The organism is Sphingomonas sp. (assembly GCF_042095875.1).
Taxonomy (GTDB): Bacteria; Pseudomonadota; Alphaproteobacteria; order Sphingomonadales; family Sphingomonadaceae; genus Sphingomonas.
On the sequence record NZ_JBELMJ010000018.1, the window covers coordinates 11,590 to 27,490 of the forward strand.

Consider the following 15,901-nt stretch of genomic DNA (forward strand, 5'->3'; position numbering starts at 1 on the left):
GTGACCGGGCGCGCGTGCTGCTGCTCGAGGCGGAGGACCAGCCCGGCTATCACGCCACCGGCCGCTCGGCCGCCTTCTGGTCGGAGACGTACGGCGGTCCGGCGATCCAGCCGCTGACCACCGCCTCGGGCGCGGACCTGCGCGACGGCGGCTACCTCGAACCGCTCGGCTCGCTCCACATCGGTCGCGACGAGGACGAGCGCGCGATCGACACGTTCCTCGCCGAATTCGCCGACACGCCGGTCGCGCTCGACCGCGTCGATCCCGCGACGTTGCTGCCGGGGACCAGGCCCGAGTGGCGGCACGGCGTGATGGAGGCGTCGTGCGCTTACATCGACGTCGGTCGCCTCCACGCCGACCGGCTCGCCGCGGCGCGGCGCGGCGGGGCGGTGGTCGAGACCCGCGCCGAACTGGCGAGCGCCGAGCGGGCGGGCGGGCGCTGGACGCTCACGACCCGCGACGGCCGCCGCTTCACCGCCGACGTGCTGGTCGACGCCGCCGGTGCCTGGGCCGACGCGGTGGCGACCAACGCGGGCGTGCGCCCGATCGGCATCCAGGCGTACCGCCGCACGATGGTGCAGCTGCTGACCGACCCGGCACCGCCGGCGAGCCTGCCGCACGTCGCCGACATCGCCGGACGCTTCTACTTCAAGCCAGAGGCGGGCGGGCGGCTGTGGCTCAGCCCGCACGACGAGACGCCGGTCGACCCGCACGATGTGGCGCCCGAGGAGATCGACGTCGCGACCGCGGTCGACCGGTTCGAGCACGTCGTCGACTGGCGCGTCGCCAGGCTGGAGCGGAGCTGGGCGGGCCTGCGCTCGTTCGCGCCCGACCGCGCGCCGGTCTACGGCTTCGACGCGCACGTGCCCGGCTTCTTCTGGTTCGCGGGGCAGGGCGGGTTCGGCATCCAGACCGCGCCGGCGGCGGCTGAGATCGGCGCCGCGCTGCTGGTCGGCGGTGATATGCCCGCCGGCGTCGACGCTAGCCGCTACGCCGCGACGCGCTTCGCGGCGACCTAGGCTTGCTCGCGCTCGGCGAGCAGCGCGGTTCGCGGCCGCGCGCGCATCGCGACCACCAGCACGCCCAGCAGCGCGAGCGCCGCGCCCGCGATCATCCGGCCATCCAGCCGATCGCCGGTCAGCGCAACGCCGAACGCGATCGTCGCCAGCGGGGTCATCAGCGTCAGCGGCGCGAGCAAATTCGCTTCATACTGGCGGATCAGCGCGTAGTAATTGGTGTGCGCCGCGACCGAGACGACCAAAGCGGCGAACAGCACCGCCGCCACGAACGGCCAGCCGACCGCCACCGCGCTCGTCCACTGCCCGCGCTCGAACAGCGCCGATCCGACCGCCAGCGGCAGGCACGAGACCAGGCCGACCCAGGCCTGGAAGCGCAGCGGCGCGACATCCTCGACCTGCTTCATCATCACCGCGCCCAGCGACCCCGCGAACGCCGCGCCGACGATGAACCACAGCCCCGCCGACAGTGCGACGCCGTCCGGGTCCCACACCACCAGCACCACGCCCGCCAGCGTCAGCGCGATGCCGATCCCGCGGCGCAGGTGGATGCGCTCGCCCAGCAGCACGATCGTCAGGAGCGTCGTGAACGGCACGCCAACCTGGATCACGATCGCGGCGGAAGAGGGCGAGGCGGTCTGCAATCCGATGAACAGCAAAGCGAAATTGCCCGCGCCCATCAGCAGCCCGATCGTCGCCACCCGCCACCGCGGGCGCGGCATCGGCCACAGCCACGGCAAGGTCGCGATCACCACCAAGGCGAAGCGCACCGCGGCGAAGAACAATGGCGGCACGTGCCACTGGCCGACCACAATCTTGCTCAGCACATTGCTGTAGCCCCAGGCGAGGCAGACGAGCACCAGGATCAGGAAGTCGCGCGCGCGCATCGCCTAGGTCGCAGTCAGGCGGCGGCGCGCGGCCGCTTGGCGATCGCGACCGCGGCGTCGCTGGCCAGCTTGTCGACGCGCTCGTTGTCGGGGTGGCCGGCGTGGCCCTTGACCCACTTCCACTCGATCCGGTGTGGCTTGGCGGCGGCGAGCAACGCCTGCCAAAGCTCGGCATTCTTCACCGGCTTCTTGTCGGCGGTGCGCCAGCCGTTCTTCTGCCAGCCGTGGATCCACTTGGTGAGGCCATCCATGACGTAGCGGCTGTCGGTCGACAGCGTCACTCGGCACGGCCGCTTGAGCGCCTTCAGCCCCTCAATGGCGGCGGTCAGCTCCATGCGGTTGTTGGTGGTCGGGTTCTCGGCACCCGACAATTCCTTCTCCGTCTCGCCTATCCGCAGCAGCGCGCCCCAGCCGCCCGGGCCGGGATTACCTTTGCAGGCGCCGTCGGTGGCGATCTCAACGATCGGAAGTTCGGTCATTCTTTGCACCAGTCGATCAAATCAAAAAGGTTTGGATCGTACACGCGCACACGACGCCAAAAGGCGAGCGGATCCTTGCGCGTCACGAGGGCGTCAGCCGGCGTGTTAAGCCAATCCCACGCTCGCGAGAGCGTGAAGCGGATGCATGCACCAACGCAAAGGTCGGTAAAGCCGGCTTCGTCGTCGTCGCTGAAGGCATAGTGTCGCTGGTATCCAGCGGTGAGAGCGTCAGCTATGTCGCTCCGATATTCGTTGCCTGTCGCGTCAAACGCCCAAGATGCATGCATGACCGCGAGATCATAGAGACGTATGTCAGTGCAGGCGAAGTAGAAATCGATGAGCCCGGTGACACGGTCATCTAGCATTAGAACGTTGTCGGGAAACAGATCGGCATGGATCGCGCAGCGATCCAAGCGATCGCGATCGTAGGTCCACGAGAGGTCGTTGATCGCTACGCCAAGGGCATGGTGCAGTCCTGGCTCGATCTGATCTAGGCTGGTGCCGCATCGCTCATAGAGTGACTGCCACGTTGATTGCCCCATGGAGTTTGGACGCGTGAGAGGGAAATCGGCAACTGCCTTGTGCAGCATGCTCAGCGCTTCTCCCGCCGCCAGCGCCTGCGCGGGCGTCGGGTGCGACAAGGACACACCGGGCAGGAAGCGGATCAGGCATGCCGGGCGGCCCTCCAGTTGCTGGATCGCCTGCCCCTCGCGGTCCGCGATTGCCGGCGGCACCGGCAACCCCTTGGCGGCGAGATGGTCGAGCAGCGCCATGAAGAACGGCAGGTCGTCCGCCGCCACGCGCCGCTCGTACAAGGTCAGGATGTAGCGCCCCGCGGTCGTGTCGACGAGGTAGTTGGAATTCTCCACCCCTTCCGCGATCCCCTTGGCGGAGACGAGCTCGCCGACATCGTAGCGCGCGAGGAAGCGGCCCAGCGCCTCGGCGGAGACGTGCGTGTAGACGGCCATACTCAATCTCCCTGCGCGTCGAAGGTCTCGAAGGTCACCCGCCCGCGCAGGTGTGCCCGCCCCAGCACATCCTCACTCACGCAACCGCCGTGGCACGCTTCGCGCGTGCCGGACAGCGCGCTCAGGCCGCGGCGTCGAGCCCGCGCGGCAGCTTGAACGCGATCGACTCGCGCGTCGTCTCGACCTCGCGCTCGACCACGTCGAACCGCGTCGCCAGCCGGTCGACCAGCTCGCGCACCAGCAGCTCGGGCGCGGACGCCCCCGCGGTGATGCCCAATGTGCCGACGCCGTCGAGGAACGCCCAGTCGAGCTCGCTCGCGCGCTGGATCAGCGCGGCGCGCACGCCCTGCCGCTCGGCGACTTCGACCAATCGAACCGAGTTGGACGAATTGGGGGCGCCGATCACCAGCACCGCGTCGCACGAATCCGCGATCGCCTTGACCGCCGCTTGGCGGTTGGAGGTGGCGTAGCAGATGTCCTCGCCGCGCGGCGCATCGATCGACGGATATCGCGCGTGCAGCGCCGACACGATCGCGGCGGTGTCGTCGACCGACAGCGTCGTCTGCGTGAGAAACGCGACGTTCGCCGGGTCGGGCAGGTCGAGCGCCGCGACGTCCTCGACCGTCTCGACCAGCGTCATCGCGCCCGCGGGCACCTGTCCGAAGGTGCCGATCACCTCCGGGTGGCCGGCGTGGCCGACGAACACGATGTGGCGCCCGGCTGCGACCAGCCGCTCGGCCTGGCGGTGCACCTTGGAGACGAGCGGGCAGGTCGCGTCGAGGTAGCTCAGCCCCCGGTCCTGCGCCTCCGCCGGCACCGACTTGGGCACGCCGTGCGCGGAGAAGACGACGTTGGCGTCGTCGGGCACCTCGTCCAGTTCCTCCACGAACACCGCGCCCTTCGCCTTCAGCGCGTCGACCACGAACTTGTTGTGGACGATCTCGTGCCGGACGTAGACTGGCGCGCCGTGCTTCTCCAGCGCGAGCTCCACGATGCGGATCGCGCGGTCCACCCCGGCGCAGAAACCGCGCGGTGCGGCGATCATCAGCTCCAGCGGGCGGCGCGCGGGCGGCGCGAAATCGGCAATGTCGGACATGCCCGCGCATGTACGCCAATGCTTGCTCCGGTGAAAGCCGGTTCCTATGGTGCGCGGCGACCGGGGCCGGCTCGCGAGAGGCGGTCCCGTCGCGTATTCGCTCCATTGTGTCAGGAACGCCGCCCGTGTCGCTTCGCCCCCATCACCTGCCGCTCGTCCTGCTTCTCGCCGCGGGCGGGACCCTGGCCGGGTGCGCCAAGTCGGGCGAGATCGAGGTGTCGGGCGGCGCCGCCGGCATCACCGCGGTGCGCTCGGCCTGCCCGATCGTCGGCGTGCCCGCGGGCACGGGCGACGTCACCGTGTTCAACCCCGCCGGCAGCACCGACGCGAGCGCGATCGACGTGACCGCGGCGATCAGCAACGTCCGCTCGACCTGCAACGATGCAGGCGACGACATCCATACCACCGTCACCTTCGACGTGCGCGCGCGTCGCACGCAGACCGCGGGCCCGCGCGACGCCACGCTGCCGTACTTTATCGCGATCACGCGCGGCGGCAATTCGGTGGTGTCGAAGCGCGTCGGCGCGGTGGCGCTCCACTGGGACGCGGGGCAGGGCGTCGCGACCGCGAGCGAGCAGGCCACCACGATCGTCTCGCGCGCGCTCGCCACGGTGCCGCAGGAGATTCGCGACCGGCTGACGCGCAAGCGCAAGGCGGGCGACGAGGACGCGGCACTCGACCCGCTGGCGCAGCCCGAGGTGCGGAGCGCGGTGCTGTCGGCGACGTTCGAGGCGCTGGTCGGCTTCCAGCTCACGCCCGACCAGCTCCGCTACAACGCCACGCGCTGACGCACCTCCGCGCGAGAGCGATTGACACCAATCTCGCGCGGCGTCACAGCACCGGGCGTCGACGCGGGGCGCTTGTCCTGCGTGGGCGGCGCGGGAGAGTGCGGCCGGCCTTTCAGGCGGGGGCCGCCGCCGAAGGAGCAACCACCCCGGAATCTCTCAGGCAGCAGGGACCGCGCAGCCTTATCGACACTCTGGAAAGCGGTCGTGCCGGTCACCCGGCGCGATCCACCGAAGGGGTAATCGCGCGCAAGCGGCGAGAAAGCTCTCAGGTTCCGTGACAGAGGGGGACATGATCGCCGCGCGAGCCCGCGTCGCGATGTCCTTTCGTCAGGAAGCCGTGATGAGCGACACGATCCAACCCACCAACGGCGCCAGCGACGACGACGAGGTCGTCATCGAGACGCTGACGCTCCCGCTCGACGCGTGGCACCGCGCGCGCGGCGGCCGCATGGTCGAGTTCGCCGGCTACCACATGCCCGTCCAGTACGAGGGGATCATGGCCGAGCATCTGTGGACGCGGGCGAACGCCGGGCTGTTCGACGTCAGCCACATGGGCCAGCTGTCGATCACCGGCGAGGGCGTCGTGGGTGCGCTGGAGGCGCTGCTGCCCGCCGAGATCGAGCGCCTCCCGTTCAACAAGGCGCGCTACTCGCTCTTGCTCAACGACGAGGGCGGCGTGCTCGACGACCTGATGCTCACGCGCCAGGAGGATGAGAAGGTCTACATGGTCGTCAACGGCGCGACCAAGTACGACGACGTGTCGCATATGATCGAGCATCTGCCCGACGACGTGACGATCAACCTGATGGAGGATCACGCGCTTCTCGCGGTTCAGGGGCCGAAGGCGGTCGACGCGGTCTCGCGGCTGATCCCCGGCGTCGAGGCGCTGACCTTCATGCAGGCGGGCGCGTTCGAGTGGCAGGGCCACGACCTGTGGCTCAGCCGCTCGGGCTACACCGGCGAGGACGGCTACGAGATCTCGCTGCCCGCCGAGGCCGCCGAGGCGTTCGCCGACGCGCTGCTCGCGCAGCCCGAGGTCAAGCCGATCGGCCTCGGCGCGCGCGACTCGCTCCGGCTCGAGGCTGGGCTGCCGCTCTACGGCCACGATCTCGATCCCGAGACGACACCGGTGATGGCCGACCTGGGCTTCGCGCTGTGGAAGCGCCGGCGCGAGGCAGCGGATTTCCCGGGTGCCGCACGCATCCTCGCCGAGCGCGAGCACGGCCCCGCGGTCAAGCGCGTCGGCCTGCTGGTCGAGGGTCGCCAGCCGGTGCGCGAGGGCGCGAGCGTCGTCGGCGACGACGGCGCGGTGATCGGGCGCGTGACCAGCGGCGGCTTCGCACCCTCGGTCGGCGCGCCGATCGCGATGGCCTACGTCCCGACCGAACTCGCGACCGCCGGCAGCGCCGTCAGCCTCGTCCAGCGCGGCAAGGTCCACGCCGCGACCGTCGCCGCGATGCCCTTCGTTCCCCATCGTTACTACCGAGGAGCCTGATCCCATGAGCCGCTATTTCACGCAGGACCACGAGTGGATCGAGGTCGACGGCGACACCGGCACCGTCGGCATCTCCGACTACGCGCAGAGCCAGCTCGGCGACATCGTGTTCGTCGAGGTGCCCGAGGAGGGCAAGTCGCTCAGCAAGGGTGACGACGCCGCGGTGGTGGAGAGCGTCAAGGCCGCGTCAGACGTCTACGCGCCCGTGTCGGGGACCGTGGTCGAGGGCAACGCGGCGCTCGCCGATGATTCGTCGCTGGTGAACTCGGACCCCGAGGGCGAGGGCTGGTTCTTCAAGATCACGCTCAGCGACGCGTCCGAGCTCGACCAGTTGATGGACGAGAACGCCTACGCCGCCTTCGTCGAAAAGCTCTGACGATCTCCCCTCCCTGACCAGGGAGGGGCCGGGGGTGGGTCGGCGTGCGACAGCACCGACACCTACCCCGCACGCGACCCAACCTCGACCCCTCCGTATCGAGGGGAGGAGCACCGAATGCGCTACCTGCCACTCACCGACCATGATCGCGCCGACATGCTGTCCGTCATCGGTGCCGCGTCGATCAACGACCTGTTCGTCGACGTGCCCGAGGCCGCGCGGCTGGACGGCCCAGTCGCCGGCCTGCCGAACCACGCCAGTGAGCTGAGCGTCGAGCGGCACATGACTGCGCTCGCGCGCAAGAACACGGTCGCGGGCGAGGTGCCTTTCTTTCTCGGCGCGGGCGCGTATCGCCATCACGTCCCCGCCAGCGTCGATCACCTGATCCAGCGCGGCGAGTTCCTGACCGCCTACACGCCCTACCAGCCCGAGATCGCGCAGGGCACGCTGCAGATGCTGTTCGAGTTCCAGACGCAGGTCGCGCGCCTGCTCGGCACTGACGTGGCGAACGCCAGCATGTACGACGGCTCGACCGCGTGCTGGGAAGCGATCGGCATGGCCAGGCGGATCACCAAGCGGGGCAAGGCAATCCTGTCGGCGGGGCTCCACCCGCATTACGTCTCAGTCGCGAAGACGATGGCCAAGTACACCGGCGACCAGCTGGAGACGAGCACGCCACACCTGACCGCTGAAATGGACGTCGACGCGCTGATCGAGAAGATCGACGGCGATACGTCGTGCGTCGTGGTGCAATATCCCGACATCCTCGGCCGCATCGCCGACTTGAAGCCGCTCGCCGACGCGTGCCACGCCAACAAGGCGCTGCTGATCGCTGTGGTGACCGAGCCCGTCGCGCTGGGCGCGATCCGGTCTCCGGGCGAGATGGATGCCGACATCGTCGTCGGCGAAGGTCAGTCACTCGGTGTCGGGTTGCAGTTCGGCGGGCCCTACGTCGGGCTGTTCGGCTGCAAGGAGAAGTACGTCCGCCAGATGCCGGGTCGGTTGTGCGGCGAGACGGTTGACGCCGACGGCCGCCGCGGCTTCGTGCTGACGCTCTCCACCCGCGAGCAGCATATCCGCCGCGAGAAGGCAACCAGCAACATCTGCACCAACTCCGGCCTGTGTGCGCTCGCCTTCTCGATCCACATGACGCTGCTGGGCGAGGCGGGGCTCAGGCAGTTGGCGGCGACCAACCACGCCAACGCGGCCGCGGCGGCGGAGCGGCTGTCGCAGGTGCCGGGCGTCACCTTGGTTAACGACACCTTCTTCAACGAGTTCACGCTCAACCTGGGGCAGAAGGCGCGGCCGATCGTGCGCGCGCTGGCCGACCGCGGCGTGCTCGCGGGCGTGTCGCTCGGCCGGCTCTATCCGGGTGAGGACGACCTTGCCAACGGCCTGGTCGTCGCGGTGACCGAGACGGTCACCTCCGAGGACATCGAGGCACTTGCGATCGCGCTCGAAGAGGTGCTCGCATGATCCGCACTTTGTTGGAGAAATGGCAGCTGGCCGGCACCATGTCGCCCGCGATGCCGAGCGACGTAGAAAATACGTTTAGAACCTCCACTTCCTCCACTTCGGTCCGCCGCGCACTCGCGCCGACCGCCCAGGAGTCCTGATCCGATGGCCATCAACCAGAGCGGCTGGCGTCCCGAGATGACCGCCAAGCAGGGCGAGACCCCAGACAACCTTGGCGCCACCTTCACCGGCAACAAGGCGTTGATGCTGGAAGAAAAGCTGATCTTCGAGATCGGCTCGACCGAGACGACCGGGGTCGAAGTCGCCGAACCCGTCGCCGCCACATCGCGGCTCGGTGACTTCGCGCGCACCGCACCGATCGGCCTGCCCGGCCTGTCGGAGCCCGAGACGGTGCGCCACTACACCCGGCTCAGCCGGCAGAATTATGCCATCGACCTGGGGCTGTTTCCGCTCGGTTCGTGCACGATGAAGCACAACCCGCGCCTGAACGAGAAGATGGCGCGGCTCCCCGGCTTCGCCGATGTCCACCCACTCCAGCCGATCGACACGGTGCAGGGCGCGCTAGGCGTGATCCACCAGCTCGCACACTGGCTCGTCACGCTGACCGGTATGCACTCGGTCGCGATGAGCCCCAAGGCGGGCGCGCACGGCGAGCTGTGCGGCATCCTCGCGATCAAGGCCGCGCTGGAGGCCAAGGGCGAGGGGCAGCGCCGCATCATCCTGGTGCCGGAGAGCGCGCACGGCACCAATCCGGCGACCGCGGCCTTCGCGGGCTTCGCGGTCGAGGATATCCCCGCCACCGCCGACGGGCGTGTCGACACCGATGCACTGATCACGCGGCTGGGGCCCGATGTCGCGGGCGTGATGATCACCAATCCCAACACCTGCGGGCTGTTCGAGCGCGATCTCAAGACGATCAGCGACGCGGTCCACGCTGCGGGCGGCTACGTCTACTGCGACGGCGCGAACTTCAACGCCATCGTCGGCCGCGTGCGCCCGGGCGATCTCGGCGTCGATGCGATGCACATCAACCTGCACAAGACCTTCTCCACCCCGCACGGCGGCGGCGGGCCGGGATCGGGGCCGGTGGTGTTCTCCGAACGGCTGACCGCCTTCGCGCCGCTGCCCTTCGTCGAGGAGCAGGATGGCCGCTACGAGCTGGTCGAGGAAGAGAATGCGGGCGAGCACCACGCGCAGAGCTTCGGCCGCATGGTCGCGTTCCACGGCCAGATGGGCATGTTCACGCGCGCGCTGACCTACATCCTCAGCCACGGTGCCGACGGCCTGCGTCAGGTGGCGGAGGATGCGGTGCTGAACGCGAACTACGTGCTGCGTAGCCTGGAGGACATGCTCGACGCACCGTTCGCGGGTGCGGGGCCGTGCATGCACGAGGCGCTGTTCTCCGACGCGAACCTCGCCGACGGCTTCTCGACGCTCGACGTCGCTAAGGGGCTGATCGACGAAGGCTTCCACCCCATGACGGTCTACTTCCCGCTCGTCGTCCACGGCGCGATGCTGGTCGAGCCGACCGAGACCGAGTCGAAGGCCGCACTCGACCAGTTCATCGGCGCGCTGCGCTCGGTCGCCGAGCGCGCCAAGGCGGGCGACGCCGCGCTCAAGAGCGCGCCGCACTTCGCCCCGCGCGCGCGGCTCGACGAGACGCTGGCGGCGCGCAAGCCCAAGCTGGTGTGGAAGGAACCCGTCGCCGTAGCGCAGGCCGCGGAGTAGCTCAGTCCACCTCCGCCGCCGCGCCGCCGATCAGCGGCCGCGGCGAGGGGGCGGGTTCCACCGGCGCGGCGGCGCTGCCCGGGTCGTCCGGTCGGCGCCGCTTGGGGCGAAGCGGCATGCCGCCCGCGCGCAGTGCAGCCTTGATGCGCAGCCTCATGCTTCGTGTGCGGCTCGTGTGATCGGGTACCGGCATCCTTGCCTCCGAGCTGACCTACCACACTCATACACCTTTTCTTCAGACGAGCGAATAGGTCACGAGCTCGGCGTCACTTCCGTTTTCACCAACGGACGCCTAGCCTCACTACATGAGCAATCCGTCGGCCAATTGGATCGGCTACGCTGTCACGTTCGCGATCATGACGCTGGTGCTGGCGTTCCGGTGGCGGCGGATCGGCCGCGCGCGACCGCTGAAGCTCGAGCGTTTGTGGGTACTGCCGACGCTCTACGCCGTGCTGTGCGCCGTCCTCTACTCAGCCCACCCGCCTAGCGGCGTCGCGTGGCTGTTCTGCTTCGCCGCCCTTCTGCTCGGCGCGCTGCTCGGGTGGCAGCGCGGCCGGATGATGCGGATCACGCTAGACCCCGCCACCTACGCGCTCAATCAGACCGGATCGCCCGCCGCGCTGCTGTTCATCGTCGCGCTGGTCGCCGCGCGCAGCGGTGCGCGCGTCGCGGTGGAGCGCGGCGGCTGGGCGATCGATCCGTTCGTCGCGACCGACGTGCTGATGGCGATGGCGTTGGGACTGTTCGCCGCGATGCGGGTCGAGATGTTTCTGCGCGGCCGGCGCCTGCTCGCCGCTAGCTAGGCGATCCCCTGCGCCACCGCCTGCCGGGTTTCCTCGCGCCGGCGGACATGCTCGCGCCACACGATGTAGAGCCCGGACGCGACGATCACCGGCGCCCCCACCCAGGTCGCGGGCGCGGGCAGGCGATCGAACACCAGCCAGCCGAGCAGCGTCGCCCACAGCAACGCGGTGTAATCCATCGGCACCACGGTGGAGACCGGGCCGAGCGTCAGCGAGCGCGTCATCGCGATCTGCGCCGCGCCGCCGATCACCCCGATGCCGAGCAGGATCGCCCACACCATCGGAAAGTGCGCCTTCGCCGCGAACGGGTAGGCGGCACCCAGCGGCACCAGCGACAGGAACGAGAACCAGAACACGGTCGTCAGCGGCGCCTCGGTCCGCCCGATCGTGCGCAGCAGGATCGAGACGGTCGCGGTCCCCGCCGCGGCGGACAACCCGGTCGCGACGCCGACCGGCGGGAAGCCGCCGCTTCCCGGCTGCGCGACGATCAGGATGCCGGCGAACCCCGCGAACACCGCTGCCCAGCGCCGCCAGCCGGTTGGTTCGTGGAGCACCAGCGCGCCCAGCACGGTGGCGAAGATCGGCATGGAGAAGCCGATGGTCGTCGCCTCCGCCAGCGGCAGCATGGTCAGCGTCGCGAAGGTCAGCGCCATCGCCGCGAGCCCCAGCGCGGTACGCAGCACGTGCGCGCCGAACCGCTGCGTGCCTAGGCTGGCAACGCCCGGCCCCGCCGCCACGATGGCGCCGACCAGCAAGGTCGCGCCGAACTGCCGCCAGAACATGATCTCCGCCAGCGACGCGCCGCTTGCCTCGGCGAGCTTGATGCCGACGTTCATCAACGCGAATAGCGACACCGACAGCAGCCGCAGCCCGATCGCGAGCAGGACGCGGTCGGGCGCGATCGGGTTGGTGTCGGCGGCGGCCACGCTCCGCGCTTCCCCGATCGGGACGCGCGGCGCAACCGGCGATCGACCGCTCAGCGCGCGCAGGTGCTCGCCGCGCCCGAATCGAGGTCGAGGCAGCGGCCGTCCAGCCCCGACACCGGCAGGCCGATCGTCGCGGCGAGCGTCGGCACGATGTCGACCGTCTCGACCGACAACGGTTGCTCGAACCCGGCCAGCCCCTTGCGCCAGAACAGGATCGGCACGCGGCGGTCGTAATCCCACGGCGAGCCGTGCGTCTCGACGTAACCGGGTCCGGGCTTGCTGATCGTCGTGACGCGCGGGCGCAGCAGCACCAGGAAATCGCCCGACCGCGCGGGGTCGAACGATGCGCGCGCGCGCTCGGCCAGCGTCCAGGTCTCGGGCGGGCTTGTCGGCATCGGGGTCGCCATGATCTGCTGGCGCGTCAGCGCCGCGGCGACCTGCGGCTGCGCGGCGAAGCGCTTGACCCCCTCCGCGATCACCGCGGCGCGGCGCGCAGCGGGCACGTCGTCGGCGACGTAGACGTCGCCCTCGCTCGCCAGCAGCACCGGCCCCGACAGCTCCAGGTCACGCCCGATCGCGGCGCCGATCGCCTTGGCGGTCACGTCGGCGTTGACGCGCGCTTCCATCGGCATCGCGCGCTGCTGCTGCCGCTCGGTCATGTCGTGCGCGCCGTGGTCGGCGGTCAGCACGACCTCATATTCGAGCCCCCAGCGATCGAGCTGCGCCAGGAACGCGCCGAGCGATTGATCGAGCTCATTCATCTGGATGCACATCTCCGACCCCTGCGTGCCGTTGGCGTGCCCGATGTAATCGGTCGCCGACGCGCCGACCGCGATGATGTCGGTCTGCGGGCCCCAGCCGAGCTTCATGTCGCCGATCAGCGCGGCGGCGAGCGCGAACACCGCGCCGTCGCTCGCGGGCGAGGCGCGGAACGCCTTGGCATCGCCCGCCGCGCGCTCGAACCGGCCGGTGCCGAGCACCTGCTCGCCGACCTGCACCGGCGTGGCGATGCTGCGGCAATAGCCAGGCAGTTCCAGCCCCGCCTGCGGCCGCGCGAGCAGCGCCGTCACCGCCGCGTTGGTGCGCTCGACTGCGGGCGGTGCATGGCGCCCGGCGTAGGAGATGAAGTCCTTGCCGCCCCAGAACCACAGCTCGTCGACCTTGTGCCCGCCCATCATGATCGCGGCGCGGTCCTTGCCCGCGACCGAGACGACGCGGGTGCGCGGGTCGCGCGCCTTCATCATCTCGCCCAGCGTCGGCACCTTCAGGTGGACGTCGCTCGGCACGTATTTCTCGTGGTCGCTGCCCGCGGCGCGCTCGTCCTCGGCGCAATAGACCTGCTTGTCCGCGCGGCCCGCGCGCTGGTCGACCCAGGTGTTGGCGACGATCCCGGTGTGCGCGGGTCGCATGCCGGTCAGGATGGTGGAGTGGCCCGGGCACGTCTCGGTCGCGGCGTGGCTCTGATAGCCCGAGGGGAACACCGCGCCGGTCAGCAGCCGCGCGAAGCCGTCGGTGAAGTGGTTGCGATACTGCGCGAATAGGTCGGCGGAGAATTGATCGACCGAGATCGCGACGATCAGCTTGGGCGGGGTGCGCGGCGCCGCGGGCGCGGCCGCCTCGCTGCTGGGCGCGACCGGCGGCGCGGCGGGAGTCGCCTCGCGCGCCTCGCGCGAGTTCTGCGCCATCGCAGGCGATGCGAGCGCGGAGGTCAGGAGCAGCGCGGCGGCTAGGACTTTCATGGGCAACCTTGATGCAAAGCAGGATGATGCAAAGCGGCGATGGCGCCGCTATGAGCCGGGGTCGATGGTCAGGCAAGCTGTGCGCGCGGCGCTTTTCATTCTGATGACGGTGGCTGCCATGCAGTCGCCGGCGTCATGGGCGCAGGCGCCGGGCGCCAAGCACCTCCGTCTGACGCTGGTGCCGGAGAGCGCGCAGCCGCGCGCGGGCTCGACCGTGCGGCTGGCCTTCGAGGCGGTGCCGGAGCCCGGCTGGCACGGTTACTGGAAGAACCCCGGCGACGCGGGCGTCGAGACTCAGGTTGCCTGGACCTTGCCCGCGGGGGCGAGCGCCAGCGCCTTGCGCTACCCGGTGCCCGGACGGCTGCTGATCGCGGGGCTGATGAACTTCGTCTACGAGCGGCCCTTCGCGCTGCTCGCCGACCTGACGCTGCCCGCTGGCCTCCCTGCCGGCACGCGCGTGCCGATCGCTGCGAAACTCACCTATCTCGTCTGCACCGAGCAGGTCTGCGTGCCCGAGCAGCAGGAGGTCGGGACCGCGGTGACGATCGGCGACGGCGTGGTCGCGCCCGCGCGGCGCGCAGCGTTCGACGCGCACGCGCGCGCGGTCCCGCGGCCGCTCGGCTCGCCCGCCACCTATCAGGTCGAGCAGGGGCGCCTGCGGCTCTCCGTGCCCTATCCCGCCGACGCGACGCTGGGGCAGGCGTGGTTCTACCCGGCGGCGACGGGCATCATCGACATGGCCGCGCCGCAGCAGGTGACCCGCGACGGCGACCGCGTGGTGATCGAGACCAAGCCCGCCGCGACCGCGCCGACCGGCGCAATCGAGGGCGTGTTGGGAACCGCCGACGGGCAGGGCTTCGCGCTGTCGGCAACCCCCGGCTCGGTCGCGGCGGCGCGAGCGGGTGGCGGCGTGTGGGCGGCGGCGCTGCTCGCGTTCGGCGGTGCGCTGCTCGGCGGGTTGCTGCTCAACGTCATGCCGTGCGTGTTCCCGATCCTGAGCCTCAAGGCGCTGAGCCTCGCCAAGTCGGGCGAGAGCGAGGCGCGCGCGCGGGCCGAGGCGCTGGCCTATACCGCGGGCGTGGTGCTCGTCTGCTTGGCACTCGGCGGCGTGCTGCTCGTCCTGCGCGCGGGCGGGGCGAGCGCCGGCTGGGCGTTCCAGTTGCAGGACCCGCGCGTCGTCGGCGTGCTGCTGATCCTCGTTGCCGCGATCGCGCTCAATCTCGCGGGATTGTTCGAGCTGCCGACGCCCCGGTTCGCGAGCACGGGCGGGGTCGGCGGCGCGTTCATGACCGGCGCGCTCGCCGCCTTCGTCGCGACGCCGTGCACCGGGCCGTTCATGGGCGCGGCACTCGGCGCGGCGCTGGTGCTGCCGGCGGTCGCAGCGATGGCGGTGTTCGCCGGGCTGGGGATCGGCATCGCGCTGCCGTTCCTGCTGCTCGGCTTCGTTCCCGCGCTCCGCCGGCGGTTGCCGCGACCGGGCGCGTGGATGCAGCGGCTGCGCCACATTCTGTCGGCGCCGATGTTCCTGACCGCGCTCGCGCTCGCCTGGGTGCTCGGGCGGCAGGCCGGGGTCGACGGCATGACGTGGGGGCTGGCGGCGGTGCTGCTCGCCAGCCTCGGGCTGTGGTGGACCGGGCGCCGCCAGCACGCCGGGCGCGAGCGTGCCGGGTGGCCCGCGGGCGCGGCGCTCGCGCTCGCGCTGGCGGGCGTGCTGCTCGTTCGCGCCCAGCCGACCGCGGCATCGGCCGTCGCGGCGCTGCCCGGCGCGGAACCGTTCAGCGAGGCGCGGCTCGCCGCCTTGCAGGCCGAGGGTCGGCCGGTGTTCGCTTATTTTACCGCCGACTGGTGCCTGACCTGCAAGGTGAACGAGAAGGCCGCGATCGAGACGCAGGCGGTCGCCGACGCCTTCGCGACCGGCAAGGTCGCGGTGCTGGTCGGCGACTGGACCGACGGCGACCCCGCGCTCGGCCGCTTCATCGAGCAGCACAACCGTGCCGGCGTGCCGCTGTACCTGTGGTACGCCAAGGGAGCGTCGCAACCACGCGTGCTGCCGCAGATTCTGACCAAATCGGCACTCGCCGCGCTTCCCTCCTGACGCGGCGCCCTGTCGCCGCGCAGCTTCGT

General features: G+C 70.5%; 15 protein-coding genes and 1 riboswitch. Of the genes, 8 read left to right on the top strand and 7 right to left on the bottom strand.

What is annotated here, in order from left to right:
* Window positions 1-1,019: NAD(P)/FAD-dependent oxidoreductase (locus ACFDS6_RS08315; protein ID WP_375271678.1), on the top strand; the 1,019-nt coding region annotated here is incomplete at its 5' end.
* On the opposite strand, the gene ACFDS6_RS08320 is transcribed toward ACFDS6_RS08315, so the two are convergent.
* From ACFDS6_RS08320 to ispH, 4 genes are all read right to left on the bottom strand, one after another.
* On the bottom strand, window positions 1,016-1,903 hold the full coding sequence (locus ACFDS6_RS08320; protein WP_375271679.1) for a DMT family transporter: 888 nt from the start codon (window positions 1,901-1,903) through the stop codon (window positions 1,016-1,018). The two genes, ACFDS6_RS08315 and ACFDS6_RS08320, sit on opposite strands and share 4 nt — an antisense overlap.
* A gap of 14 nt (window positions 1,904-1,917) precedes the next feature.
* Window positions 1,918-2,382, bottom strand: a complete 465-nt coding sequence (gene rnhA / locus ACFDS6_RS08325; protein ID WP_375271680.1) for a ribonuclease HI — start codon at window positions 2,380-2,382, stop codon at window positions 1,918-1,920.
* Window positions 2,379-3,350: a homoserine kinase gene (gene thrB / locus ACFDS6_RS08330; RefSeq protein ID WP_375271681.1), complete on the bottom strand. Its 972-nt coding sequence runs from the start codon at window positions 3,348-3,350 to the stop codon at window positions 2,379-2,381. Before thrB ends, rnhA begins: the two co-directional genes overlap by 4 nt.
* Before the next feature lie 121 nt (window positions 3,351-3,471).
* On the bottom strand, window positions 3,472-4,446 hold the full coding sequence (gene ispH / locus ACFDS6_RS08335) for a 4-hydroxy-3-methylbut-2-enyl diphosphate reductase (RefSeq protein ID WP_375271682.1): 975 nt from the start codon (window positions 4,444-4,446) through the stop codon (window positions 3,472-3,474).
* A 125-nt stretch (window positions 4,447-4,571) separates the two neighbouring features.
* Between ispH and ACFDS6_RS08340 the strand changes: the two genes are divergently transcribed.
* The 5 genes from ACFDS6_RS08340 to gcvPB all read left to right on the top strand — a co-directional run bounded on the left by ACFDS6_RS08340 (window position 4,572) and on the right by gcvPB (window position 10,309).
* Entirely contained in the window at window positions 4,572-5,234 is a 663-nt protein-coding gene (locus tag ACFDS6_RS08340) for a hypothetical protein (RefSeq protein ID WP_375271683.1), read from the top strand.
* 81 nt (window positions 5,235-5,315) lie between these two features.
* Window positions 5,316-5,417: riboswitch (glycine riboswitch) on the top strand.
* Between the two features lie 157 nt (window positions 5,418-5,574).
* Window positions 5,575-6,729 (top strand): glycine cleavage system aminomethyltransferase GcvT, encoded by a 1,155-nt coding sequence (gene gcvT, locus ACFDS6_RS08345; RefSeq protein WP_375271684.1) that lies wholly within the window; start codon window positions 5,575-5,577, stop codon window positions 6,727-6,729.
* Between the two features lie 4 nt (window positions 6,730-6,733).
* Complete coding sequence (gene gcvH / locus ACFDS6_RS08350; RefSeq protein WP_375271685.1) at window positions 6,734-7,105, top strand: glycine cleavage system protein GcvH; 372 nt, start codon at window positions 6,734-6,736, stop codon at window positions 7,103-7,105.
* A gap of 117 nt (window positions 7,106-7,222) precedes the next feature.
* Window positions 7,223-8,581 carry an aminomethyl-transferring glycine dehydrogenase subunit GcvPA gene (gene gcvPA / locus ACFDS6_RS08355; protein ID WP_375271686.1) on the top strand — a complete coding sequence of 453 codons (1,359 nt, stop codon included), beginning with the start codon at window positions 7,223-7,225 and terminating at the stop codon, window positions 8,579-8,581.
* Between the two features lie 144 nt (window positions 8,582-8,725).
* Entirely contained in the window at window positions 8,726-10,309 is a 1,584-nt protein-coding gene (gene gcvPB / locus ACFDS6_RS08360; protein WP_375271687.1) for an aminomethyl-transferring glycine dehydrogenase subunit GcvPB, read from the top strand.
* Window position 10,310: 1 nt separating this feature from the next.
* Here gcvPB and ACFDS6_RS08365 read toward each other — a convergent pair whose 3' ends face one another.
* Complete coding sequence (locus ACFDS6_RS08365; protein WP_375271689.1) at window positions 10,311-10,466, bottom strand: hypothetical protein; 156 nt, start codon at window positions 10,464-10,466, stop codon at window positions 10,311-10,313.
* 148 nt (window positions 10,467-10,614) lie between these two features.
* Between ACFDS6_RS08365 and ACFDS6_RS08370 the strand changes: the two genes are divergently transcribed.
* Window positions 10,615-11,112, top strand: a complete 498-nt coding sequence (locus ACFDS6_RS08370; protein ID WP_375271690.1) for a CcdC protein domain-containing protein — start codon at window positions 10,615-10,617, stop codon at window positions 11,110-11,112.
* On the opposite strand, the gene ACFDS6_RS08375 is transcribed toward ACFDS6_RS08370, so the two are convergent.
* Window positions 11,109-12,038, bottom strand: a complete 930-nt coding sequence (locus tag ACFDS6_RS08375) for a DMT family transporter (RefSeq protein WP_375271691.1) — start codon at window positions 12,036-12,038, stop codon at window positions 11,109-11,111. The genes ACFDS6_RS08370 and ACFDS6_RS08375 overlap by 4 nt on opposite strands.
* Before the next feature lie 50 nt (window positions 12,039-12,088).
* A complete protein-coding gene (locus tag ACFDS6_RS08380) occupies window positions 12,089-13,777 on the bottom strand; it encodes an alkaline phosphatase family protein (RefSeq protein WP_375271692.1) in 1,689 nt (562 codons plus the stop codon).
* A gap of 118 nt (window positions 13,778-13,895) precedes the next feature.
* Between ACFDS6_RS08380 and ACFDS6_RS08385 the strand changes: the two genes are divergently transcribed.
* Entirely contained in the window at window positions 13,896-15,872 is a 1,977-nt protein-coding gene (locus tag ACFDS6_RS08385) for a protein-disulfide reductase DsbD family protein (RefSeq protein WP_375271693.1), read from the top strand.
* Window positions 15,873-15,901: the final 29 nt, after the last annotated feature.

Bases quoted from the DNA above. Each gene is read 5' to 3' on its own strand.
- ACFDS6_RS08365 (WP_375271689.1), bottom strand. From the start codon at position 10,466: ATGAGGCTGCGCATCAAGGCTGCACTGCGCGCGGGCGGCATGCCGCTT.
- thrB (WP_375271681.1), bottom strand. From the start codon at position 3,350: ATGGCCGTCTACACGCACGTCTCCGCCGAGGCGCTGGGCCGCTTCCTC.
- gcvPB (WP_375271687.1), top strand. From the start codon at position 8,726: ATGGCCATCAACCAGAGCGGCTGGCGTCCCGAGATGACCGCCAAGCAG.
- gcvPA (WP_375271686.1), top strand. From the start codon at position 7,223: ATGCGCTACCTGCCACTCACCGACCATGATCGCGCCGACATGCTGTCC.
- ACFDS6_RS08320 (WP_375271679.1), bottom strand. From the start codon at position 1,903: ATGCGCGCGCGCGACTTCCTGATCCTGGTGCTCGTCTGCCTCGCCTGG.
- ispH (WP_375271682.1), bottom strand. From the start codon at position 4,446: ATGTCCGACATTGCCGATTTCGCGCCGCCCGCGCGCCGCCCGCTGGAG.
- gcvT (WP_375271684.1), top strand. From the start codon at position 5,575: ATGAGCGACACGATCCAACCCACCAACGGCGCCAGCGACGACGACGAG.
- ACFDS6_RS08380 (WP_375271692.1), bottom strand. From the start codon at position 13,777: ATGAAAGTCCTAGCCGCCGCGCTGCTCCTGACCTCCGCGCTCGCATCG.
- ACFDS6_RS08385 (WP_375271693.1), top strand. From the start codon at position 13,896: ATGCAGTCGCCGGCGTCATGGGCGCAGGCGCCGGGCGCCAAGCACCTC.
- ACFDS6_RS08370 (WP_375271690.1), top strand. From the start codon at position 10,615: ATGAGCAATCCGTCGGCCAATTGGATCGGCTACGCTGTCACGTTCGCG.
- rnhA (WP_375271680.1), bottom strand. From the start codon at position 2,382: ATGACCGAACTTCCGATCGTTGAGATCGCCACCGACGGCGCCTGCAAA.
- gcvH (WP_375271685.1), top strand. From the start codon at position 6,734: ATGAGCCGCTATTTCACGCAGGACCACGAGTGGATCGAGGTCGACGGC.